22 protein-coding genes and 1 pseudogene are annotated in these 21,780 nt (G+C 70.8%); 12 read left to right on the plus strand and 11 right to left on the minus strand.

Annotated features, from left to right (window positions below; translation table 11 throughout):
* Positions 1-17: 17 nt before the first annotated feature.
* Together ACFVXJ_RS16795 and ACFVXJ_RS16800 are read left to right on the plus strand one after the other, a co-directional pair.
* Entirely contained in the window at positions 18-317 is a 300-nt protein-coding gene (locus ACFVXJ_RS16795) for a hypothetical protein (protein ID WP_389662402.1), read from the plus strand.
* 16 nt (positions 318-333) lie between these two features.
* Positions 334-1,524 carry a glutathionylspermidine synthase family protein gene (locus tag ACFVXJ_RS16800; protein WP_389662403.1) on the plus strand — a complete coding sequence of 397 codons (1,191 nt, stop codon included), beginning with the start codon at positions 334-336 and terminating at the stop codon, positions 1,522-1,524.
* A 13-nt stretch (positions 1,525-1,537) separates the two neighbouring features.
* Here the strand turns inward: ACFVXJ_RS16800 and rocD are convergent, their stop codons facing one another.
* Complete coding sequence (rocD, locus tag ACFVXJ_RS16805; protein ID WP_389662404.1) at positions 1,538-2,743, minus strand: ornithine--oxo-acid transaminase; 1,206 nt, start codon at positions 2,741-2,743, stop codon at positions 1,538-1,540.
* Between the two features lie 234 nt (positions 2,744-2,977).
* On the opposite strand from rocD, the gene glyA reads away from it, so the two are divergent.
* The 4 genes from glyA (at position 2,978) to ACFVXJ_RS16825 (ending at position 7,697) form a co-directional block, all read left to right on the plus strand.
* Positions 2,978-4,246 (plus strand): serine hydroxymethyltransferase, encoded by a 1,269-nt coding sequence (glyA, locus tag ACFVXJ_RS16810; protein ID WP_389662405.1) that lies wholly within the window; start codon positions 2,978-2,980, stop codon positions 4,244-4,246.
* 627 nt (positions 4,247-4,873) lie between these two features.
* On the plus strand, positions 4,874-5,887 hold the full coding sequence (gene trpS, locus ACFVXJ_RS16815; protein WP_389662406.1) for a tryptophan--tRNA ligase: 1,014 nt from the start codon (positions 4,874-4,876) through the stop codon (positions 5,885-5,887).
* Positions 5,888-5,984: 97 nt separating this feature from the next.
* On the plus strand, positions 5,985-6,578 hold the full coding sequence (locus ACFVXJ_RS16820; RefSeq protein WP_389662407.1) for a 2'-5' RNA ligase family protein: 594 nt from the start codon (positions 5,985-5,987) through the stop codon (positions 6,576-6,578).
* Positions 6,579-6,743: 165 nt separating this feature from the next.
* Complete coding sequence (locus tag ACFVXJ_RS16825) at positions 6,744-7,697, plus strand: YihY/virulence factor BrkB family protein (protein WP_389662408.1); 954 nt, start codon at positions 6,744-6,746, stop codon at positions 7,695-7,697.
* Here ACFVXJ_RS16825 and ACFVXJ_RS16830 read toward each other — a convergent pair.
* On the minus strand, positions 7,694-8,956 hold the full coding sequence (locus tag ACFVXJ_RS16830; RefSeq protein ID WP_389662409.1) for a D-alanyl-D-alanine carboxypeptidase family protein: 1,263 nt from the start codon (positions 8,954-8,956) through the stop codon (positions 7,694-7,696). The genes ACFVXJ_RS16825 and ACFVXJ_RS16830 overlap by 4 nt on opposite strands.
* 121 nt (positions 8,957-9,077) lie before the next feature.
* Here ACFVXJ_RS16830 and ACFVXJ_RS16835 point away from each other — a divergent pair, with 121 nt between their 5' ends.
* The 3 genes from ACFVXJ_RS16835 to ACFVXJ_RS16845 all read left to right on the plus strand — a co-directional run bounded on the left by ACFVXJ_RS16835 (position 9,078) and on the right by ACFVXJ_RS16845 (position 12,228).
* Positions 9,078-9,323 carry an SCO4848 family membrane protein gene (locus ACFVXJ_RS16835; RefSeq protein ID WP_361312280.1) on the plus strand — a complete coding sequence of 82 codons (246 nt, stop codon included), beginning with the start codon at positions 9,078-9,080 and terminating at the stop codon, positions 9,321-9,323.
* Positions 9,320-10,582 (plus strand): metallophosphoesterase, encoded by a 1,263-nt coding sequence (locus tag ACFVXJ_RS16840; RefSeq protein ID WP_389662410.1) that lies wholly within the window; start codon positions 9,320-9,322, stop codon positions 10,580-10,582. Before ACFVXJ_RS16835 ends, ACFVXJ_RS16840 begins: the two co-directional genes overlap by 4 nt.
* Positions 10,583-10,671: 89 nt before the next feature.
* Positions 10,672-12,228, plus strand: coding sequence for an ABC transporter substrate-binding protein (locus ACFVXJ_RS16845; protein ID WP_389662411.1), 1,557 nt, complete (start codon positions 10,672-10,674; stop codon positions 12,226-12,228).
* Positions 12,229-12,250: 22 nt separating this feature from the next.
* Here ACFVXJ_RS16845 and ACFVXJ_RS16850 read toward each other — a convergent pair whose 3' ends face one another.
* The 4 genes from ACFVXJ_RS16850 to ACFVXJ_RS16865 form a co-directional block, all read right to left on the minus strand.
* On the minus strand, positions 12,251-12,985 hold the full coding sequence (locus ACFVXJ_RS16850; RefSeq protein ID WP_389662412.1) for a TetR family transcriptional regulator: 735 nt from the start codon (positions 12,983-12,985) through the stop codon (positions 12,251-12,253).
* A gap of 11 nt (positions 12,986-12,996) precedes the next feature.
* Entirely contained in the window at positions 12,997-13,449 is a 453-nt protein-coding gene (locus ACFVXJ_RS16855) for a thiol-disulfide oxidoreductase DCC family protein (RefSeq protein WP_389662413.1), read from the minus strand.
* A gap of 6 nt (positions 13,450-13,455) precedes the next feature.
* Positions 13,456-13,860 (minus strand): hypothetical protein, encoded by a 405-nt coding sequence (locus ACFVXJ_RS16860; protein ID WP_389662414.1) that lies wholly within the window; start codon positions 13,858-13,860, stop codon positions 13,456-13,458.
* A 79-nt stretch (positions 13,861-13,939) separates the two neighbouring features.
* The gene (locus ACFVXJ_RS16865; RefSeq protein ID WP_389662415.1) at positions 13,940-14,353 is read right to left on the minus strand and encodes a hypothetical protein; all 414 of its coding nucleotides are present in this window, start codon (positions 14,351-14,353) and stop codon (positions 13,940-13,942) included.
* Positions 14,354-14,502: 149 nt separating this feature from the next.
* On the opposite strand from ACFVXJ_RS16865, the pseudogene ACFVXJ_RS16870 reads away from it, so the two are divergent.
* Positions 14,503-14,844, plus strand: a pseudogene (locus ACFVXJ_RS16870) (Scr1 family TA system antitoxin-like transcriptional regulator); the annotation flags it as partial.
* Between the two features lie 434 nt (positions 14,845-15,278).
* Here the strand turns inward: ACFVXJ_RS16870 and ACFVXJ_RS16875 are convergent.
* The 5 genes from ACFVXJ_RS16875 to ACFVXJ_RS16895 form a co-directional block, all read right to left on the minus strand.
* A complete protein-coding gene (locus ACFVXJ_RS16875) occupies positions 15,279-16,046 on the minus strand; it encodes a succinate dehydrogenase iron-sulfur subunit (RefSeq protein ID WP_361312262.1) in 768 nt (255 codons plus the stop codon).
* Complete coding sequence (gene sdhA / locus ACFVXJ_RS16880; protein ID WP_389662416.1) at positions 16,046-17,800, minus strand: succinate dehydrogenase flavoprotein subunit; 1,755 nt, start codon at positions 17,798-17,800, stop codon at positions 16,046-16,048. Before sdhA ends, ACFVXJ_RS16875 begins: the two co-directional genes overlap by 1 nt.
* Positions 17,801-17,824: 24 nt before the next feature.
* Positions 17,825-18,307, minus strand: a complete 483-nt coding sequence (locus ACFVXJ_RS16885) for a succinate dehydrogenase hydrophobic membrane anchor subunit (RefSeq protein ID WP_361312258.1) — start codon at positions 18,305-18,307, stop codon at positions 17,825-17,827.
* A 5-nt stretch (positions 18,308-18,312) separates the two neighbouring features.
* The gene (gene sdhC / locus ACFVXJ_RS16890; protein ID WP_389662417.1) at positions 18,313-18,693 is read right to left on the minus strand and encodes a succinate dehydrogenase, cytochrome b556 subunit; all 381 of its coding nucleotides are present in this window, start codon (positions 18,691-18,693) and stop codon (positions 18,313-18,315) included.
* Between the two features lie 133 nt (positions 18,694-18,826).
* Positions 18,827-19,546, minus strand: coding sequence for a 2-oxo-4-hydroxy-4-carboxy-5-ureidoimidazoline decarboxylase (locus tag ACFVXJ_RS16895; protein ID WP_389662418.1), 720 nt, complete (start codon positions 19,544-19,546; stop codon positions 18,827-18,829).
* Between the two features lie 329 nt (positions 19,547-19,875).
* On the opposite strand from ACFVXJ_RS16895, the gene ACFVXJ_RS16900 reads away from it, so the two are divergent.
* Together ACFVXJ_RS16900 and ACFVXJ_RS16905 are read left to right on the plus strand one after the other, a co-directional pair.
* Positions 19,876-20,643 carry an RNA polymerase sigma factor gene (locus ACFVXJ_RS16900; protein WP_389662466.1) on the plus strand — a complete coding sequence of 256 codons (768 nt, stop codon included), beginning with the start codon at positions 19,876-19,878 and terminating at the stop codon, positions 20,641-20,643.
* Positions 20,643-21,668 (plus strand): hypothetical protein, encoded by a 1,026-nt coding sequence (locus ACFVXJ_RS16905; RefSeq protein WP_389662419.1) that lies wholly within the window; start codon positions 20,643-20,645, stop codon positions 21,666-21,668. The genes ACFVXJ_RS16900 and ACFVXJ_RS16905 overlap by 1 nt, the downstream gene beginning before the upstream one ends.
* Positions 21,669-21,780 lie beyond the last annotated feature (112 nt).

Consider the following 21,780-nt stretch of genomic DNA (forward strand, 5'->3'; position numbering starts at 1 on the left):
GGGGAGCGAACCCGTACATGGACACCACCAACGACACCACCACCCGGCGCCGCATGCGTTCCGGCGCCGTCGCCCTCGGCGGTATGGGCCTGCTCGCCGCCACCCTCGTGGCCTGCGGCAGCAGCGCGCCCGACAAGCGCTGCGCCGACCGCGCCACGTTGCAGAAGCTGAACGACAACGAGTGCCGCAGCGGCGGGCGCGGCGCGTACTACTACGGCGGCAGCACCAGCAGCGGCAAGGTCAAGGGCGGCAGCTTCGACAAGTCCGCCGTCACCCGCGGCGGCATCGGCGGCCACAGCGGCTCCGGCGGCGGCTGAGGAAAGGCAAGACCCCGTGAAGCGGCACACCATCGAGCCCCGCCCCGACTGGCAGAAGACCGTCGAGGAGCAGGGCCTGATCTACCCCCTGACCCGCTACCCCGACGACTCCCTGCGCCCCTACTGGGACGAGAGCGCGTACTACTCCTTCTCCCTCCCCGAGGTGGAGGCGCTGGAGAACGTCGTCGAGGAACTGCACGCCATGTGCCTCGCGGCCGCCGCCCACATCGTCGAGCACGACCGTTTCGCCGACCTCGGCATAGCCGATCCGGGGCTCGCCGCGCGCATCGCCGAGTCCTGGCGCCGCCGCGCCGAACAACCGTCCCTGTACGGACGGTTCGACCTGCGCTACGACGACACCGGCGCCCCGGCCAAGCTGCTGGAGTACAACGCGGACACCCCCACCTCGCTGGTGGAGGCCGCGAGTCCGCAGTGGTTCTGGATGGAGGAACGCTTCCCCGGCGCCGACCAGTGGAACTCCCTGCACGAGCGCCTCGTCGAGGCGTGGCGCCGGCAGGCGGAGCTGCTGCCGCCCGGGCCCGTCCACTTCGCCCACTCCGAGACCGACGAACTCGGCGAGGACCTGATGACGGTCGCCTACCTCCAGGAGACCGCCGAGCAGGCCGGTTTGGCCACGCACGCACTGTCCGTGGAGCAGATCGGCTGGGACAGCCTGTCCGGCCGGTTCGTGGACGACCGGCTGCGGTTCATCCGCAGCTGCTTCAAGCTCTACCCGTGGGAGTGGCTGGCGGCCGACGAGTTCGGTCCGCAGGTCCTGGCCACGTACGATCACGGCGGCGGCTCCGGCAGCACCTGCTGGATCGAGCCGCTGTGGAAGATGCTGCTCGCCAACAAGGCGCTGCTGGCGATCCTGTGGGAGCTGTTCCCCGAACACCCGAACCTGCTGCCCGCCTATCTCGACGGGCCGCGCGAGCTCGCGCACACCACCGGCTTCGCGGCCAAGCCGCTGCTCGGCCGCGAGGGCGCGGGGGTCACCCTGCACCCGGTGGGCGGGGAGCCGTTCGCGGCGGAGGAGGACGAGACGTACGTATTCCAGGCGCTGGCCCCGCTGCCGGACTTCGACGGCAACCGGGTGGTGCTCGGCGCGTGGGTCGTCGAGGAGGAGGCGGCGGGGCTCGGCATCCGGGAATCGGCGGGGCCGGTCACGGACGAGTACGCCCGTTTCCTGCCCCACGTCATCCTCTAGACCGGTACGGCGGTCAGACCGCGAGCACCGACCGCAGCTGGTCCAGGCCCCAGTCCAGGTCCTCCTTGCCGATCACCAGCGGCGGGGCGATCCGGATGGTCGAGCCGTGGGTGTCCTTCACCAGCACGCCCAGCTCCATCAGCTTCTCGGAGATCTCCCGGCCCGTACCGCGTGCCGGGTCGATGTCGACGCCCGCCCACAGCCCGCGGCCCCGTACGGCGGTCACGGCGCCGCCGCCCACCAGCAGGTTCAGCTCCCGGTGCAGGTGGTCGCCGAGTTCGGTGGCGCGCTGCTGGTACTCGCCGGTCCGCAGCATCGCGATCACCTCCAGGGCGACCGCGCAGGCGAGCGGGTTCCCGCCGAAGGTGGACCCGTGTTCGCCGGGCCGGAACACCCCGAGCACGTCCCGGTCGGCGACCACGGCGGAGACGGGGACGACGCCGCCGCCCAGCGCCTTGCCGAGGATGTACACGTCCGGCACGACGCCCTCGTGCGCGCACGCGAACGTCTCGCCGGTGCGGCCGAGGCCCGACTGGATCTCGTCCGCCATGAACAGCACGTTCCGCTCGCGCGTGAGTTCCCGTACGCCCTTCAGGTAGCCGGCGGGCGGTACGAGGACACCGGCCTCGCCCTGGATCGGCTCGAGCAGCACGGCCACGGTGTTCGAGGTCACGGCGTGGGAGAGGGCGGTGAGGTCGCCGTACGGGACGATCTCGAAGCCGGGGGTGTACGGCCCGAAGTGGTCGCGAGCCTCGTGGTCCGTCGAGAACGACACGATGGTGGTGGTCCGGCCGTGGAAGTTGTCGGCCGCCACCACGATCTTGGCGTGGCCGTCCGGGACGCCCTTGACCTCGTACCCCCACTTGCGGGCCGTCTTGACCGCCGTCTCCACGGCCTCCGCGCCCGTGTTCATCGGCAGCACCATCTCCTTGCCGCACAGGGCGGCGAGTTCGGTACAGAAGTCCGCGAACCGGTCGTGGTGGAAGGCGCGGGAGGTGAGCGTGACCCGCTCCAACTGCGCGCGGGCGGCGTCGATCAGCCGGCGGTTGCCGTGGCCGAAGTTGAGCGCCGAGTAGCCGGCGAGCATGTCGAGATACCTGCGGCCCTCCACATCCGTCATCCACGCGCCCTCCGCCGACGCGACGACGAGCGGGAGCGGATGGTAGTTGTGCGCGCTGTGCGCGTCGGCGGTGCGGATGGCATCAGCAGTCTTCGACACGGGGTCTCCGATCGTCCGGCGGGAAGTCGACGAGGGTGGCGTCACCTTCCATGTTCGCTCGCGGAGGGGACGGAGAAACCTTTCTTGCGGCGCGCCCGCTAGGGTGGGGCGTACGCACGGCGACTGGCGCACGGAGAAACGACTCCGGGGGAGTCGTGCGGGCAGGACCGCACACAGGGCCGCTCGCCTGGGCCTCGCGGGGACGAGACCAGACATCGACCCCGGAGGACCGCCATGACAGAGCGCCGCCATCCCGCCCTTTTCGCGACCGACCCCGAACTGGCGTCGTTCGTCGCGGCCGAGGAAACCCTCCAGGCGGAGACGCTCCGCCTCATCCCGAGCGAGAACTACGTGTCCGCGGCGGTGCTGGAGGCTTCCGGCACCGTCCTGCAGAACAAGTACAGCGAGGGCTACCCGGGCCGCCGTTACTACGAGGGCCAGCAGAACATCGACCGGGTGGAGTCCCTCGCGATCGAGCGGGCCAAGGGCCTGTTCGGCGTGGACCACGCGAACGTGCAGCCGTACTCCGGCTCCCCGGCGAACCTGGCCGTGTACCTGGCCTTCGCGAAGCCGGGCGACACGGTGATGGGCATGGCCCTGCCGATGGGCGGGCACCTCACGCACGGCTGGGGCGTCTCGGCGACGGGCTCCTGGTTCCGGGGCGTGCAGTACGGGGTCTCCGCGGAGACGGGGCGGATCGACTACGACGCGGTGCGGGAGCTGGCGCTCGCCGAGCGACCGAAGATCATCTTCTGTGGCGGTACCGCGCTGCCGCGCACGATCGACTTCGAGGCGTTCGGGTCGATCGCCAAGGAGGCGGGCTCCATCCTCGTCGCGGACGTGGCGCACATCGCGGGCCTGATCGCGGGCGGGGCGCACCCCAGCCCGGCGGGCCACGTGGACGTCATCTCCACGACCACGCACAAGACCCTGCGCGGGCCGCGCGGCGCGATGCTGATGTGCCGGGAGGAGCACGCGAAGGCCATCGACAAGGCCGTCTTCCCGGGCCTCCAGGGCGGCCCGCACAACCAGACGACGGCGGGCATCGCGGTGGCGCTGCACGAGGCGGCGCAGCCGGCGTTCGTCACGTACGCGCACGCGGTCGTCGCCAACGCGAAGGCGCTGGCCGCCGCGCTGCTGGAGCGGGGCTTCGACCTGGTGTCGGGCGGTACCGACAACCACCTGATCCTGCTGGACCTGACGTCGCGCGGGGTGCCGGGCAAGGTGGCGGCGAAGGCGTTGGACCGGGCGGGGATCGTCGTGAACTACAACACGGTGCCGTTCGATCCGCGCAAGCCGTTCGACCCGTCGGGGATCCGGATCGGTACGCCGTCGCTGACGTCGCGGGGGTTGTCGGTGGAGCACATGCCGGTGGTGGCGGAGTGGATCGCGCGTGCGGTGCCCGCGGCGGCCGCTTCGGACGAGCGCGCCCTGGCCGCGATCCGCGGCGAGGTCTCGGACCTGATGTCCGCCCACCCGGCCCCGGGCCTCCCCCTGTCCTGACGGTCGCCCGGCCCCGCCGGCTGACCGGGCCGCAAATCCAGCCTCGCCGGCGTTTGAGTGGACCTCCCCCGAACGGAGTCCGGGGGAGGTCCGGGCGGAGCCCGGTGTTCAGCGGGGCCGGGTTTCCCGGGGCTCCGCCCCAGACCCCGCGCCTCAAACGCCGGCGAGGCTTATGCGGCCGCGCCCCGCCGTCGTGCAGCGGCGGTGTCGCCGCACGGCATGGCCGGCCCGGCCGGACCGCGCGCGGCGCAACCGTGGAGGGACGTGGCCCCGCCCGGGTTGAGGGTGCGGCGGCGTAGCCGCGGGAAGGTGCCCGGCCCCGCCGGAGGGTGGGCGGCGTAGCCCCAGCGAGTGGTCCGGCCTCGCGGGACAACAAGAGCGCGCGGTGCCGCCGCACCGGGCGGCCGGCCCCCCGCCGGAGGGTGGGCGGCGCAGCCGCGAGGAGTGGCTCGGCCCCGCCGGCAGGGGGCGAACGGCCGGCGGAAAGCGGTCGCTCGGCCGGGGCAAGATCCGGACGGGCCGCTACCCGGCGGTATCGCGGTGGGGGCCCGGGACGGGCCGTGCGACCCGGAAGGTTCCGGCCGGCGACGGACCCGAGCCCGCCGTCGCACCTGAGAGAATGAAGCCATGGCTTCTGATCGTCCTCGCGCGCTCTCCGGCATCCAGCCCACCTCCGGTTCGTTCCACCTCGGGAACTACCTCGGAGCCATCCGCCAGTACGTCGCCCTCCAGGAGACGCACGACGCCTTCTACATGGTCGTCGACCTGCACGCGATCACCATGCCGCAGGATCCGAAGGACCTCCGCGCGAACACCCGGCTCTCCGCCGCGCAGCTGCTCGCCGCCGGCCTGGACCCCGAGCGCTGCACGCTCTTCATCCAGAGCCACGTCCCCGAGCACGCGCAGCTCGGCTGGGTCATGAACTGCATCACCGGCTTCGGCGAGGCCAGCCGGATGACCCAGTTCAAGGACAAGTCCGCCAAGGGCGGCGTCAACAACGCCACCGTCGGCCTGTTCACGTACCCGATCCTCCAGGTCGCCGACATCCTGCTCTACCAGGCGAACGCCGTCCCCGTCGGCGAGGACCAGCGCCAGCACATCGAGCTCACCCGCGACCTGGCCGAGCGCTTCAACCAGCGGTTCGGCCGGACCTTCACGCTGCCCGCCGCGCACATCGTCAAGGAGGTCGCGAAGATCTACGACCTCCAGGACCCGACGATCAAGATGTCGAAGTCCGCGTCGTCCCCCAAGGGCCTGATCAACCTCCTCGACGAGCCCAAGGTCACCGAGAAGAAGATCAAGAGCGCGGTCACCGACACCGAGGCCGAGATCCGCTTCGACACGGCGAACAAGCCCGGCGTCAGCAACCTGCTCACGATCTACTCCACCCTCACGGGCGAGTCGATCCCCGCCCTCGAAGCCGCCTACGAGGGCAAGGGGTACGGCGCGCTGAAGACCGACCTCGCCGGCGCGATGGTCGACTTCGTCACACCGTTCCGGCAGCGCACCCAGGAGTACCTGGACGACCCGGAGACGTTGGACTCCCTCCTGGCCAAGGGCGCGGAGAAGGCCCGCGCGGTCGCCGCCGAAACCCTGGCCCAGGCGTACGACCGGCTCGGTTTCCTGCCCGCCAAGCACTGACCGACGACAGCCCTGGCGGTCCGGCGGGTGGTGCCGCCACACTGAGGCGGCACCACCCTTCGGTGACAGAGCCAACCGACAGACGGAGGAGACAGACGTGGGGACCGTAACGCTCGGCGTTTCGATCGCGGTCCCGGAGCCGTACGGCAGCCGACTCCAGGAGCTGCGCGCAGGCTTCGGGGACGCGGCCGCGCACGGCATTCCCACGCACGTCACCCTCGTCCCGCCCACCGAGGTGGACGCGGACCGGCTCCCGGCGATCCGGGCCCACCTCGCCGAGGTCGCGGCCGGCTTCCGCGCCTTCGCGATGCGGCTGGAGGGCACGGGAACCTTCCGCCCGCTCTCGCCGGTCGTCTTCGTCAAGGTGGTGGAGGGCGATTCCGGCTGCACCCGCCTCCAGGGCCGGCTCCGCGACCCGCAGGGGCCGCTCGACCGGGAGCTGGCGTTCCCGTACCACCCGCACGTCACCGTCGCCCACGGGATCTCCGAGGAAGCGATGGACGTGGCGTTCGACACGCTCGCGGACTACTCGGCCCAATGGCTGTGCGGCGGGTTCGCGCTCTACGAGCAGGGCTCGGACGGTGTCTGGCGGAAGCTGCGCGAGTACCCTTTCGGCCCCGGCCCGGCGGGCTTCCCCGCGCAGGGCTCGCCGACGAACGAGGCGGCCGGGACGGTCATACGCCGCTCCTGACGGAGGGGCCGAAGGACCCGGAACGTGCGGAACCTGAGCCTCCGTAGGACCAGGGCGTGAAACGGATGCCCCATCGAATACACCTGGCGAAAAGTCACAAGCGACGACCGTAGCCCAAAGCGGAGCAATCCCGGCTATTTCCGGCATCCTATTTACGGTGACCCCATGGACTGGCTGACGAAGATCCCGGTGATCGGGCCGCTGGTGGCAGCCCTGATGCGGACCCACGCCTGGCGTGCGTACGAGCGACTCGACCGCGTCCACTGGTCCCGGCTCGCCGCCGCGATCACCTTCATCAGCTTCCTCGCGCTCTTCCCGCTGATCACCGTGGCCGCCGCCATCGGCGCGGCGCTCCTCAGCCAGGAGCAACTGGACCGCCTCCAGACGACCCTCTCCCAGCAGGTCCCCGGCATCTCCGACCAGCTCGACCTCAACGGGCTCGTCGCCAACGCGGGCACCGTCGGACTCGTGGCCGCCGGCCTGTTGCTCTTCACCGGCATCGGCTGGGTCGGCTCGATGCGCGACTGCCTGCGGGCCGTCTGGCACAAGGACGACGAGGACCAGGGCAACCCCATCGTGCGCAAGGGCAAGGACGCGCTCGTCCTGCTCGGGCTCGGCGCCGCGGGACTCGCCTCGGCCGCCGCCTCGATCATCGGGGCCAGCGCGGTGGGCAAGTTCGGCGAGCTGCTCGGCGTCCCCCAGCGCGGCGCGGGCGGAGTGGTCCTGCGTACGGGTGCCTTCCTGGTCGGCGTGCTGGCCGCGTTCCTGCTGCTGCTCTACCTGCTGACCCTGCTTCCCGGCGTCGAGCCGCGGCGGGGCCGGCTGGTCCAGGCGGCCCTCATCGGCGCGGCCGGCTTCGAGCTGCTGAAACTGCTGCTCAGCGGCTACATCAGGGAGGTCGCGGGGAAGAGCATGTACGGGGCCTTCGGCGTGCCGATCGCCCTGCTGCTCTGGATCAACTTCACGGCCAAGCTGCTGCTGTTCTGCGCCGCGTGGACGGCCGCCGACGACGCCCGCCCGGAGAAGGCCCCCACCGACGTGCCCCCGGCGAAACCCACCGCCGACGCCCAGGCGAAACCCGTCGCCGACGCCCCGGCCCGGAAGGGCGACGCGCTCTAGACGAGGTCCTCGTCCGCCGACCGGCGCCCGCGCCGGCCCGGGGGCCACCGCCGGTTGAAGGCGAAGGTGCCGCCCGCCAGCGCGGCCAACACGCCGCCGGCGATGCCCAGCGCGGTCCCCAGTCCGTTGTCGCCCGGGTCGCCGCCGCCGGCCGCCGCCCGGCTCTGCTCGTGCGACTGCGCCGGCGCCCCCTTCGACTTGGTGTCCGCGCTCTTCGGCGGCACCAGCTCACCGACCGGCTTGACCTTCCCGGTCGCCGCGAAGCCCCAGTCGAACAGTTCGGCCGTCTCCTCGTACACCGGATTGATCCCGCCGGCGTCCGGGTTCATCACGGTGACCAGCAGCCTCTTGTTCCCGCGCTGCGCCACCCCGGTGAAGGTCGAGCCGGCCATGCTGGTGTTGCCGTTCTTCACCCCGGCGATGCCCTTGTACGGGGAGATGCCACCCGCCCCCGTCATCAGCCGGTTGGTGTTCTGGATCTCGAAGAAGTCGCGCGGCTTGCCCGACTCCTGCCGGCCCGGGAACTGGGCGCTCGCCGTGCCGCAGTACTCCCGGAAGTCCTGCTTCTGCAGTCCGGAGCGGGCGATGAGGGTGAGGTCGTACGCGCTCGACACCTGACCGGGGGCGTCGTAGCCGTCGGGCGAGACCACGTGCGTGTCGAGGGCCTGGAGCTCCTCGGCGTGCGCCTGCATGTCCTTGACGGTCTTGTCGATGCCGCCGTTCATGGCGGACAACACGTGCACCGCGTCGTTCCCCGAGCGCAGGAAGACGCCGAGCCACAGGTCGTGGACGGTGTACTCGGTGTCCTCCTTGACCCCGACCAGGCTGCTGCCCTGGCCGACGTCGGCCATCTCCTGCTCGGTCACCTTGTGCACCTGGTCCTTGGGGAGGGTCGGCAGCACCGTGTCCGCGAACAGCATCTTCATCGTGGAGGCCGGCGGGAGCCGCCAGTGCGCGTTGTGCGCGGCCAGCACCTCGCCGGTGTCGGCGTCCGCCACGATCCAGGACCGTCCCGTGAGGTTCGCCGGCAGGGCCGGGGCCCCGGGCAGCAGGCTCACCTGGGTGCCGGGCTGCCCGAGCGCGGCGCCGCCGACGCTGGACATCGACGACGGCGGCGCGGGCGCCTTGGGAGGTTTGCCCTTGCCGTCGGCCGGCGCCGACGGCGGCGCCGCCGGGTCGGCGTGTGCGGGGGCCGAAAGGATGGCGGGGACCAGCAGCGCGGCGGACAGGACCGTCAGCGCGGTCTTCTTGGCAGACACGCAGGTGAACGTACATCCCGATGGGCTGCCCGCGGCAGCGGGCAGGTCAACCCGCCGCGACCACCGCCGGTACAGCCCACCCCGGCGTGTCCGTCCGGACGGCGAAACCGATACTGAGGGCATGAAACTCAGCCGCGCCGCCTCCTGGTTCCTGCTCGCCTTCGGAGTGTGGAGCTGGTTCATCTGGGTGACCTTCGTCCGGAATTTGTGGAAGAACGGAAGCGGCCTGTCCTTCGACGCGGCCGGTGACCCTACGGCGTACTTCTGGGTCCACCTTCTCCTCGCGGTCACGTCCTTTCTCCTGGGGACGGCCGTTGGGGTGATCGGGTTGCGCGGGGTGCGGGCGCTGCGGCGTGCATCACGATGACCGTATTCGTCTTCGCGGTGGCCGCGCTCGCGGTACTGCTCCTGTTGGCCCTGGTGCACCGGTGGCTGTGGGTCCGGCTGGTCCGTGACACCACCCGACCGGGTGGACCGGCACGCCGCGCGGGCACCGTCCTGGCGTTCGCGCTGCCCGTCCTCGCGGTCGCCGCGCTGGTGGCGGGGCACGCGGGCGCGCCGTTCTGGCTCCAGCGGGCGGTGGCCTGGCCCGGGTTCATGTGGCCGGCCGTGCTGCTGTACCTGACGTTGGCGATGCTGGTGGCGGAGCCGGTGCGCCGGCTCTGGCTGCGCGGCTCCGCCGCGCGCCGACCGGACCCCGCCCCCGTGGCCACTCCCGTACGGGCCGCCGCGCCCCCCGCGCCGGAGCCGCCCGAGCCCGCGCCCGCCGCCGCGCCCGCGCCCGAACCCGCCCCCGCCGACCTCACCCGGCGGCGGTTCGTCTCGCGCACCGTCGGCGGGGCCGCGGCCGCCGCGGCCCTCGGCACCGTGGGCGTCGGCACGTACGGGGTGCTGCGCGGCCCCCGCGTCAAGCGGGTGCGGGTGCCCCTGGCCAAGCTGCCCCGCGCCGCGCAGGGTTTCCGGATCGCCGTCGTCAGCGACATCCACCTCGGCCCGATCCTCGGCCGCGCCCACACCACCCGGATCGTCGAGACCGTCAACCGCACCCAACCCGACCTCATCGCCATCGTGGGCGACCTCGTCGACGGTTCGGTGCACGACCTCGGCCCGGCCGCCGAGCCGCTGCGCGGGCTCAGGGCCCGGCACGGTTCCTTCTTCGTCACCGGAAACCACGAGTACTTCTCCGGCGCCCAACAGTGGGTCGACCACGTCCGGGAACTCGGCATCGAGCCCCTGGAGAACGCCCGCCGCGCCCTGCCGTACTTCGACCTCGCCGGCGTCAACGACATCCAGGGGCAGAGCGAGGGCCACGGCCCCGACTTCGAGAAGGCCCTCGGCGACCGCGACCGCGGCCGGACCGCCGTGCTCCTCGCGCACCAACCGATCGTCATCCACGACGCCGTCCGGCACGGCGTCGACCTCCAGCTCTCCGGTCACACCCACGGAGGCCAGCTCTGGCCCGGCAACTACATCGCCGAACTGGCCAACCCGACCGTCGCCGGACTGGAGCGCTACGGGGACACGCAGCTCTACGTGTCGAGGGGAGCGGGTGCCTGGGGGCCGCCCGTCCGGGTCGGCGCGCCGTCGGACATCACTGTGGTCGAACTGGCGTCATACCAGGCCTGACCAGGCATAACGGGCCTTCCGGTGGCTGATATTCCGTGATTGGCTGACCGATAATCGGAGCGCCTAGTGTGAATAGCGGGGGTCAGGGGATGAGTTCTGTCCGACTGAAGGTCATCGCGGCAGGTCTCGTCCTCGCGGCGGCCGGCGGCGTGGCGGCGTGGCAACTGCTGCCGGACGGCGAGGGCGGGGGCGCCATCAGGGTCGGCACCAGCGACTCCGTCTCCAGCCTCGACCCGGCCGGGGCGTACGACGCCGGCTCCTGGGCGCTGTTCAGCAACGTCTACCAGTCGCTGCTGACCATCAAGCCCGGCTCCGACACGCCGGTCCCGGACGCCGCCTCCGAGTGCGCTTTCGTGGGGCAGAAGCTCACCACCTACCAGTGCCGGCTGCGCCCGGAGGTGAAGTTCTCCAACGGGCGCGCGGTCACCGCGGACGACGTGAAGTTCTCCTTCGACCGGATCAAGGCGATCAAGGCGGAGCAGGGTCCGGCCTCGCTCTTCGACACCCTGGAATCGGTCAAGGCGAGCGGCAACACCGTCACCTTCAACCTCTCGGCCCCCGACGCCACCTTCCCCTTCAAGATCGCCACGGGCGCGGCCTCGATCGTCGACAAGGACGTGTACCCGGCCAAGGCCCTGCGCCAGGGCAAGAAGGTCGACGGCTCGGGCCCCTTCACCCTCACCGGGTACGAGGCCGGCGCCAGTGCCGACCTCAAGCCCAACCCGACCTACAAGGGCCAGGCCAAACCGGCGGCGGCGTCCATCAGCGTCAAGTACTTCAAGGGCTCCGCCGAACTCGACAAGGCCTGGACGGACCGCAAGATCGACGTCGCCCACCGCGACATGCCGCCCGAGGTGCTCGCGGGCCTCGGCCCCGGCCTGACGGACACCCGCTACGCGGTCTCCGGCGGCACCGAGACGCGCATCATGATCTTCAACGTCCGGCCCGGGTCGACCGTGGCCAAGCCCGCCGTGCGCCAGGCCATCGCGGCCGTCCTGGACCGCTCCAAACTGGCCGCCGACGTCCACAAGGGAACCGTCACCCCGCTCTACTCCCTGGTCCCGGCCGGGGTCGCCGGCCACAGCACGCCGTTCTTCGACACCTACCCCAAGCCCGACGAGGCGCTGGCCAAGAAGATCCTCAAGGACGCCGGGATCGAGGCTCCGGTGTCGCTGACCCTGGGGGTCAACGATCGGGGCGCCAACGTCGGGGAAGCCGACGAGATCGCCAAGCAGCTCACCGCCACCGGCCTGTTCCAGCTGAAGACCAAGGTGGTCGGCACGTTCCAGGACTACCAGAAGGAGTACGCGGCGGGTGAATTCGACGCCTACACCCTGGGCTGGATCGCCGACTTCCCCGACGCGGACAACTTCCTCGCCCCGCTCGTCGCCACCGGCTCCAGTATGAACAACGGCTACTCCGACAAGGCCGTCGACGACCTGATCGCCCGCACCCGGACCCACTCCGACCGCGGCGAGGCGGCCACCGACTTCCGCGAGCTCCAGAAGCTGCTCTCCCAGCAGATCCCGATCCTGCCGATCTGGCAGAAGAAGGACTACGTGATGTCCCGCGAGGCCGTCGGCGGAGCCCAGTACCTCTCCGACGGCACGGGCGTCTGGCGCCTGTCGGAACTCAACTGGCTGTAACGCGGCGGCGCGCCACCGGTGCCTACGCCTTCTCCTGCGGGTACGGGTCGGAGGCGCGCTTCTTGCGGGAGACCGCCGTCTGGGCCATGCCCGGCAGGAAGTCCGCGAACAGTTCGTGGACCTCCCGCACCAACGGCCGCAGCACCCGGAACCGGGCGAGGACGATGCCCCGCGTCGTGAGCTGCGCGCCGCGCTCGGCGAGCCGGCGGGTCTTCTCGCTGTCGGGCGAGCGGTCGAAGACCCAGTACAGGACGAGCCCCATCTGCGAGAGCCACATCAGCTCGGGCAGCGCGTCGGCCAGTTCCTCCGGCACCTTCGTCTTCGCGCCCGCCAGCACCTCGCGGTGCATGTCGATCGCCGCGTTGCGCGCGGGCTCCGATTCGGGCGAGAAGGGGCTGAGCGGGCTCTCCGGGTCGGCCGCGTTCTTGAAGAACTGGGAAGCGAACTCGTGGTACGGCGCCGCGATGTCCAGCCAGGTCGTCAGGACGCCGGCGAGGCGCTTCTGGAGATCGGTCTCGTTCTCCAGGATCGGCCGGACCGCCGCCTGGTGTGCGGCGCAGATCCGGTCGTAGAACCCCTGGACCAGGTGTTCCTTCGAAGCGTAGTAGTAATAGGCGTTGCCGACCGAAACGCCCGCCTCCTTGGCGATGGCCCGCATGGTCGTCTTGTCGAACCCGCGCTCCTGGAACAGGCGGAGGGCGGTTTCGAGGATGAGAGTGCGGGTCTGCTCGCTCTTCGGAGCCTTCTGATCGGTCACGGTGTACGACCCTATCGGGGTACGGCGCAGGCATCGTCACAGGCCGCTTCTTCCGCACCGGCCTCGCCGTTGGTACGGACCGCGGCCCGCCAGGCGGAGGCGGTGTACATGGCGGCCCGGGCGAAGGGCCGGCCCGCCGGGGTGGAGAGCCAATGGGCTTTGGGTCGGTGCTCGGACAGGGCCCACAGGCAGACGATGAAGGCGTCGGTGTCGGTCCAGACCTGGCCCCGGTCCCCGACCACGGTGATCCGGCGCAGTGTCGCCGCGTGGTCCAGGGCCGGGAACCGCTGCCGTGCCGCGTCCGATCCGGCGGGGACGAGCCGCAGCGGCACGAGCCACCGCTGTCCGAGGAGCCAGTGCCGGATGTGCACGCAGAGCGGGCAGTTCGCGTCGTAGAGGACGGTCAGGTGCCGGATCGGCTCGGTCGGGCCGGTCGGGCCGGTCGGCGTGGTGGCCGCGCTCATCGGGGCTCAGGCCCCGGCCGGTGCGGTCCACCCCTGGGGGGCGACCGGCGGGGTCTGCCGGCGCTCCATGACGCCGCGCCGGCGCATCTTGTTGAGCACCCACACGTTGCCGAGGTGCATCACGCCGAGCACGAGGAGGACGACGCCGAGCTTCACCGAGAGCGCCTCGAAGAGGCCGCGCGCCTCGGTGATGGTCTCGGTCGAGCGCAGGTAGAGGGTCACGAAACCGATGTTGATCAGGTAGAAGCCGACGACCAGGAGGTGGTTGACGGCGTCGGCGAGCTTCTCGTTGCCCTGGAGGACGTCGGCGATGAAGACGCGACCGTTGCGGGTGAGGGTACGGGCGACCCAGATGGTGAGTCCGATGCTGATGACCAGATAGATGACGTACGCGACCACGGTGAGGTCCATGCCCCAGCCCCTTTGAACGTGTTCAACTGCTGACGAGGCTGACTGTAGACCTGTTTTTGAACAGGTTCAAGCGGTCGGTTCAGGGCGTCGTCCCCATGACCTTCTCCAGCAACTCCGGATCGACGTGCGGAGCCTCGGGCGTCGGCAACGACCGCCAGGCCGGCGGCCAGGTCGTCCCGTACAACGCGGGCACCCCCACGTAGGCGGCGGCGGGCCGGGTGCGCGAGCTGTACCGCTGGGCGTACGAGGGCCAGCTCCGCTCCCGCGCGGTCCCGGGCGGGATGAGGAAGTACATCCAGCGAAAGCCGTTGAGCTCGTAGACGATGGGCCCGGGGTCGTGGTCGGTGAGCCGGCTGAGCTGCTTGGCGATGTCCTCGCCGAGCTGGCCCTGGACGCGGACGGCATCGAAGTGCACGCCGGCGAGCCGGAGTCGGAAGCCGGACTCGGGGACCCAGTCCGGGGCCCACGCGCGGGGGGAGATTTCGTCGTTCACACCACAGAGGGTGACGGCCCGGAGCTGGCCTGAACAGTGGTCGTGCCGTCACAGACGGCGATCTGTGAAGGGCCGTGAAGCCGATGACCGAGCCTGTGAACCCGAGTGAACCCCTCCCGTCGGCCCTGCGGCGCGGGCTGGGAGCCCAGATGCGCACGCTCCGTGAGAAACGGGGGGTGTCGCGCCAGGAGTTGGGCGGCGACACCAACTTCTCCCCGTCCACCATCGGGGCGTTCGAGCGGGGCGAGCGGGCGATGGACGCCGAGACGATCGAGAAGGTGGACGACGTCCTGGGCGGCGAGGGCCTGCTGAAGGCGACGGTGCCGTACCTGGAGGAGGAGCGGTACGCGCCGCAGTTCCGTGGCTTCGTCCCCATCGAGAAGAAAGCGGTCAGCCTGTGGGTGTACGACACCCACATCGTCAACGGTCTGCTCCAGACGAAGGAGTACGCGCGCCGGGTCTTCGAAGATTACTGGCCACACCTTCCGTCCACGGATGATGTCGACGCACTGATGGACGGCGAGACCGGTGCCCGCCAGCCGCGGTTCCACTGCCCTGCGCAGACGGTGGACGAGAACGCCGTGGCGGCGAGGGCCGGTGCGGGACACATCGATGGAACCCTCGATGATCTCGGCCCGGTAGCCCTCCGGAAGGTCCGTCGCCTTCCAGGCCTGCCAGAGGACTTCATCGAGACCCGGGTCGCACGGCAATTCGTCGTACACGGCAGACATGGGAAGCACCTTCTCCGCTGGGCAAGCGACGCCGGTGACGGTACCGCCGTCCGTGGGGTCCGTCCGTCAGGCGAAAGGTTTTTCCGCTCGCCCGTCACCCCTCGGGGTGATGCCGGGCAACGACGGAGGCCCGCACCCCAAGGGGGTACGGGCCTCAGCCGAGACCGCCGGACGGAGTCCGGCGCGTCAAAGGATCAGAAGCGGCGGGTGATGAGGGCCCGCTTGACTTCCTGGATCGCCTTCGTGACCTCGATGCCACGCGGGCACGCGTCGGTGCAGTTGAAGGTCGTGCGGCAGCGCCACACGCCGTCCTTGTCGTTCAGGATCTCCAGCCGCTGCTCGCCCGCCTCGTCACGCGAGTCGAAGATGAAGCGGTGCGCGTTGACGATCGCCGCCGGGCCGAAGTACTGGCCGTCGTTCCAGAACACCGGGCACGAGGACGTGCACGCGGCGCACAGGATGCACTTGGTGGTGTCGTCGAAGCGCTCGCGGTCCTCGGCGGACTGCAGGCGCTCGCGCGTCGGCTCGTTGCCCGTCGTCACCAGGAACGGCATGACGTCGCGGTACGCCTGGAAGAAGGGCTCCATGTCGACCACGAGGTCCTTCATCACCGTGAGGCCCTTTATGGCCTCGACGGTGATCGGCTTCTCCGGGTTGATGTCCTTGATCAGCGTCTTGCAGGCGAGCCTGTTCTTGCCGTTGATCCGCATCGCGTCGGAGCCGCAGATGCCGTGCGCGCACGAGCGGCGGAAGGTCAGCGTGCCGTCGAGGTCCCACTTGATCTTGTGGAGACCGTCGAGCACGCGCTCCTTCGGGTCGATCTCGATCTGGTAGTCCTGCCACTGCGCCTCGTCCGAGATCTCGGGGTTGTAGCGGCGGATCCGGAACGTGACCGTGATGAAGGGCGAGGCCGCGGCCGCGGCCTCCATCGCGTCCGTCTTGGAGAGGGTGGGGGTGGCCATCAGTACTTACGCTCCATCGGCTGGTAGCGGGTGACGACGACGGGCTTGTAGTCCAGCCGGACGGTGTCCTTACCGTCGTCGCCGACCTCGCGGTACGCCATGGTGTGGCGCATGAAGTTGACGTCGTCGCGGTTCGGGTAGTCCTCGCGGTAGTGACCGCCGCGGGACTCCTTGCGCGCCAGCGCGGACACGGCCATGACCTCGGCCAGGTCGAGCAGGTTGCCCAGCTCGATGGCCTCCAGCAGGTCCGTGTTGAAGCGCTTGCCCTTGTCCTGCACGGACACGTTCTTGTAGCGCTCGCGCAGTTCCGCGATCTTCTCGACCGCGGTCTTGATGGTCTGCTCCGTGCGGAACACCATCACGCACGCGTCCATCGTCTCCTGGAGCTCCAGGCGCAGTTCGGCGACCCGCTCGGTGCCCGTGGAGTCGCGCAGCCGCTCGACCAGGTCGATGACCTGCTGCGCCGGGTTCTCGGGCAGCTCGACGTAGTCGTTCTCGTGCGCGTATTTGGCCGCGGCGATGCCCGAGCGCTTGCCGAAGACGTTGATGTCCAGCAGCGAGTTGGTGCCCAGACGGTTCGCGCCGTGCACGGAGACACAGGCGACCTCGCCGGCCGCGTACAGGCCCGGGACGACGGTGGTGTTGTCCGCGAGGACCTCACCCTCGACGTTGGTCGGGATGCCGCCCATGGCGTAGTGCGCGGTGGGCTGGATCGGGATCGGGTCCGTGTAGGGCTCGATGCCGAGGTACGTACGGGCGAACTCGGTGATGTCCGGGAGCTTCGCGTCGAGCTGCTCCGGCGGCAGGTGCGTCAGGTCCAGGTACACGTGGTCACCGGCGGGACCGCAGCCGCGGCCCTCGCGGATCTCGGTGTAGATGGAGCGCGAGACGACGTCACGGGACGCGAGGTCCTTCATGACCGGCGCGTACTTCTCCATGAAGCGCTCGCCGTCCTTGTTGCGCAGGATGCCGCCCTCACCGCGGGCGCCCTCCGTCAGCAGGATGCCCATGCGCCAGATGCCCGTCGGGTGGAACTGGAAGAACTCCATGTCCTCCAGCGGCAGACCGCGCCGGTAGCAGGCCGCCTGGCCGTCACCGGTGAGGGTGTGCGCGTTGGAGGTCACCTTGAAGAACTTGCCGGTGCCGCCCGAGGCGTAGATCACGGACTTCGCCTGGAAGACGTGGATCTCGCCGGTGGCGAGCTCGTACGCGACGACGCCCGCGGACTTCTTCACTCCGTCGACCTCGACCAGCAGCTGGTCCAAGACGTAGAACTCGTTGAAGAACTCCACGCCCTCCTTGACGCAGTTCTGGTACAGCGTCTGGAGGATCATGTGGCCGGTGCGGTCCGCGGCGTAACAGGACCGGCGGACCGGCGCCTCGCCGTGGTTGCGGGAGTGACCGCCGAAGCGGCGCTGGTCGATGGTGCCGTCCGGGGTGCGGTTGAACGGCAGGCCCATCTTCTCCAGGTCGAGGACCGCGTCGATGGCCTCCTTCGCCAGGATCTCGGCGGCGTCCTGGTCGACCAGGTAGTCACCGCCCTTGACCGTGTCGAAGGTGTGCCACTCCCAGTTGTCGTCCTCCACGTTGGCGAGCGCGGCGGCCATGCCGCCCTGCGCGGCGCCCGTGTGGGAGCGGGTGGGGTAGAGCTTCGTCAGCACGGCGGTGCGGCTGCGCTTCGTCGCCTCGATGGCGGCGCGCATGCCGGCGCCGCCGGCTCCGACGATGACGGTGTCGTACTTGTGGATCTTCATGAGTCGATTCGCCTCAGCCCGTGCCTAGCGGATGTTCGGGTCGAAGGTGAAGATCACCAGCGTGCCCAGAAGGATGGTGAACACCGTGGCGGTGTAGAGCAGGCCCTTCAGCCACAGCCGCGTGCCGGGGCGCTCCGCGTAGTCGTTGATGACCGTACGCAGACCGTTGGAGCCGTGCAGCATGGCCAGCCACAGCATCAGCAGGTCCCAGACCTGCCAGAACGGGGACGCCCAGCGGCCGGCCACGAAGGCGAAGCCGATCTTGGTGACGCCGCCGTCCAGCACCAGCTGGATGAGCAGGTGGCCGATGACCAGCACCACCAGGACGATGCCCGAGAGGCGCATGAAGAGCCACGCGGCCATCTCGAAGTTGCCGCGGGTCGAGCGCGGCGTCTTGCCGGTGCGCTTGCGCGGGGCCTCGATGTACGGCGCCGGGTTGTCGACGTCGTAGAGGGAGACGCCCTCTACGGCGCCGATGCCCTGGGCGGAAGAAGTGTCAGAAGACATGCGTGTCACTTCCCGAACAGTTCAAGGTAGGCGTGGTGCAGGACGGGGTACACGGCCCCGGCCATCAGCACGATCCAGACGACCATCACGGTCCAGAGCATCTGCTTCTGGAGACGCGGGCCCTTGGACCAGAAGTCCACGGCGATCACACGCAGACCGTTGAGCGCGTGGAAGAGGATGGCGGCCACGAGGCCGTACTCCAGCAGCGCGACGATCGGGGTCTTGTAGGTAGCCACGACATCGTCGTACGCCTCGGGGGAGACGCGGACGAGAGCGGTGTCGAGGACGTGTACGAACAGGAAGAAGAAGATGAGGACGCCGGTGACTCGATGAGCCACCCAGGACCACATTCCTTCCCGGCCGCGGTACAACGTTCCAGCCGGCACGGAAAACCCTCCGGAAGCGGGGCGGGGGCCAGCCGGCTTCTTTGTCGGTCGGGCCCGGCCGGGTACGGTCCACCGGCCCCGGACATCGTAGCGACGCTTTGTCGGTTCCCTTGCGCCGGGTCCATCGGTGTGATCAAACAGGCACGGACGGGCTATCCCACAGGGGCAAATAGCCCGAAATCGGCGGCGGACGGACCTCGGGCGGGCCGCCGGGTGTGATCGGTCCGGCGGCGGCGGTCGGCAACCGCTCCAGCAGCCGGACGAGCCGGGCCTGGGCGAGGCGGCGCAGCTCGTCCGCGGAGATCGCGCGTTCCTCGTCCGTCTCGTGGGCCATCCGCCGCCGGATCGCCGCCAGCAGCGCGTCCACCCGTTCCTCCGGCGGATGTCCGTCCAGGCAGATCACGAAGGCGTGGCCGAAGGTCCGCTCGTACTCCGCCCGGGCCGCGTCCAGGGCGAGGAGCGCGGCGTACGAGGCGCCGTGCGCCAGCTCCGCCGAGAACTCGCGGGCCAGCGCGCCGGTCAGGTCGCCCTGGGAGAGGTCGTACGAGGCCTCGTCGGCCGCGGCCAGCAGCGCGGGGAGGTCGGGGTAGGGGCGGTGGGCGGCCAGTCGGTGGGCCCAGCGCCCGCTGCCGCAGCACCGCAGCAGGGCCGCCCGGGCGGTGTCGTGGGGGAGGGCGTTGAACCGCGCGAGACCGGAGCCGTGGTCGCCCCCGGGTACCGGAGCGCCGGGGCTTGCCCCAGACTTCTTCCCCGGACCATGTCCGGGAGGGGCTCCGGTGCCCCCTTGGACCTGTGCCGGAAAGTGGCTGGACAGCGGGGGGCTCCTCGGGGCGCGGCGCGGGTGTGCCGCCACGCTAGCGATGCCGGGCAGCGTGTGGCGTACCGATTCGAGGATTTCACCCGGAAGTGAGCCGAAAGGATGACACCGGGCATGCATGACCAGAGCGAAGAGGGGAAGACGACCGAGGCCGCCACCCCCCACAGGAGAGGCCCCGGTCGCCGTCCGACACGGGCTCGTGCGACAAGCCCGTATTCAAGTCAGCGCCCCGGGTGCGTTTTCTGTCACACCCCGCTCCGCGCAGGGTTGGTTGCTGGTTGTACAACTCGTGGACGAGACGTACTTGAAGGCCGTAACGTGCGGATTTGCGCCACACGTACAGGACAGTGAACGGGTTGGGGACTTTGCTGGGGGACGACGCGGAGCTGACCGCCGCGGTGCTCGCGGCACAAGACGGCGACGAGAACGCGTTCCGTACTGTGTACCGCGCCGTGCACCCGCGCCTGCTCGGATACGTACGCACGCTCGTCGGTGACGGCGACGCGGAGGACGTCACGTCCGAGGCATGGCTGCAGATCGCCCGCGACCTCGACTCCTTCACCGGCGACGCCGACCGGTTCCGCGGCTGGGCGGCCCGGATCGCGCGGAACCGGGCCCTCGACCACATCCGCATGCGCGGCCGCCGTCCCGCCATCGGTGGGGACGACAGCGAACTCACCGGCCACGCCGCCGACAGCGACACCGCGGGCGCGGCGATGGAGGCCCTCTCCACCAGCTCCACCATGGCGCTGATAGCGCAGCTCCCGCAGGACCAGGCCGAGGCCGTCGTGCTGCGCGTGGTCGTCGGCCTGGACGCGAAGAGCGCCGCCGAGACGCTCGGCAAGCGGCCGGGCGCCGTACGCACCGCCGCCCACCGGGGTCTCAAGAAGCTCGCGGAAATGCTGGGCACGGAACTCGCGGCGACCGTCGACGGGAAGCCCGCCGACGCCGGCAGGGACGTACCCGACGGCGAGCCGGCCCTGCCGTTCGGTCATAATGCCGGGGGCCCGCCACGGGGTGGCGCTGGCGTGCGCGATCTCGACGCCGTACCGGCGCAGCGCGGTCGGGGCGCGGGCCTTGTGGAACAAACCGGTGTGACGCATTCACGTTGGCGGACGCAGAAGGACATGTGATGGCCGACGAGCGCAACAGGTGGCTGGACAGAGCCGCGGCGGAACGATTGCTGCGCGGCGAACCACCGGTCGGGCCGGACGCTGACCAGCAGACCCGGGCCGAGGTGGCGCTGCGTGCCGCCCTCGGGGCGCTGGCCCAGCCGCCGCCCGCCGGCCGGGAACTGCCCGGCGAGGCCGCCGCGCTGGCCGCCTTCCGCGCGGCCCACCCCGCGGGCGCGCGGTCCGGCGCCGCCCGGCCCGTGCGGGCGTTCCCGATCGGCGGGGCCGACGAACCCCTGGTCGAACTGTCACCCGCTCCGCTCGTACGGATTCCCGCCCAGCGGCGCCGGGGCACGCCCCTGCGCCTGGGGCTCGCGGCGGCGCTGGCGAGCGTCGCGGTCGGCGGCTTGGCGGCCGCGGCCGGCGGACTGCTGGACGGGAACACCCACGACTCGGCGGCCCCGGGGCCGGCGGTCTCGGTCAGCGCCGACGCCGACCCGGCGCCGTCCGGCGACGCCTCGGGCCCCACGGCCGCGCCGCCGCTGTGGCCGAGCCCGCTGCGCGACGGGGACGGCGCGTCCGCCTCCCCCGGCGCCTCGCGGCAGCCCGGCACGGACGGACGCAAGGACGCCGGAGGTGTCCCCGGATTCACCTCGGGACCGGCGGGCACCGGCTCCGCCACCACCGGCACGGGCGGCTCCGACGGCCACGACACCGTCACCGACGGGTCGTCCGGCACCGCGGACGGCGGCAAGGACAAGAACAAGGACAGCGACAAGGAGCTGCGGCTCCAGGGGAAGGACCTGTGCGGCGACTACCGCGCGGGCAGGCTCACGGGCGAGCGGCGCGAGAAGCTGATCAAGCTCGCGAAGACGGCGGCGCAGATCCCGCACTTCTGCGAGGGCCTCCTCGACGGGCCGGGCGGCACCACCAAGTCCGGGGCGGACGGCTCCGGCGCGGGCACCCCCGGCCGCGACACGGGGGGGCTCCCCCCGGCCCCGACTCAGCTCCCGGGCGGCTCGCTGCGCTTCCGCACGCCGGCCTGACGGACACCGTCACACCTGGCTGTAACACTTTTCGACCCGACGGCGCAGTACATAACGAGCCGACTGGTCATCGGCCGCGCATGAGCCGGGGTTCCCCCCGTACCCCTGGGCT

Source organism: Streptomyces sp. NPDC058279 (genome assembly GCF_042881255.1).
In the GTDB taxonomy this organism is placed as follows: Bacteria; Actinomycetota; Actinomycetes; order Streptomycetales; family Streptomycetaceae; genus Streptomyces.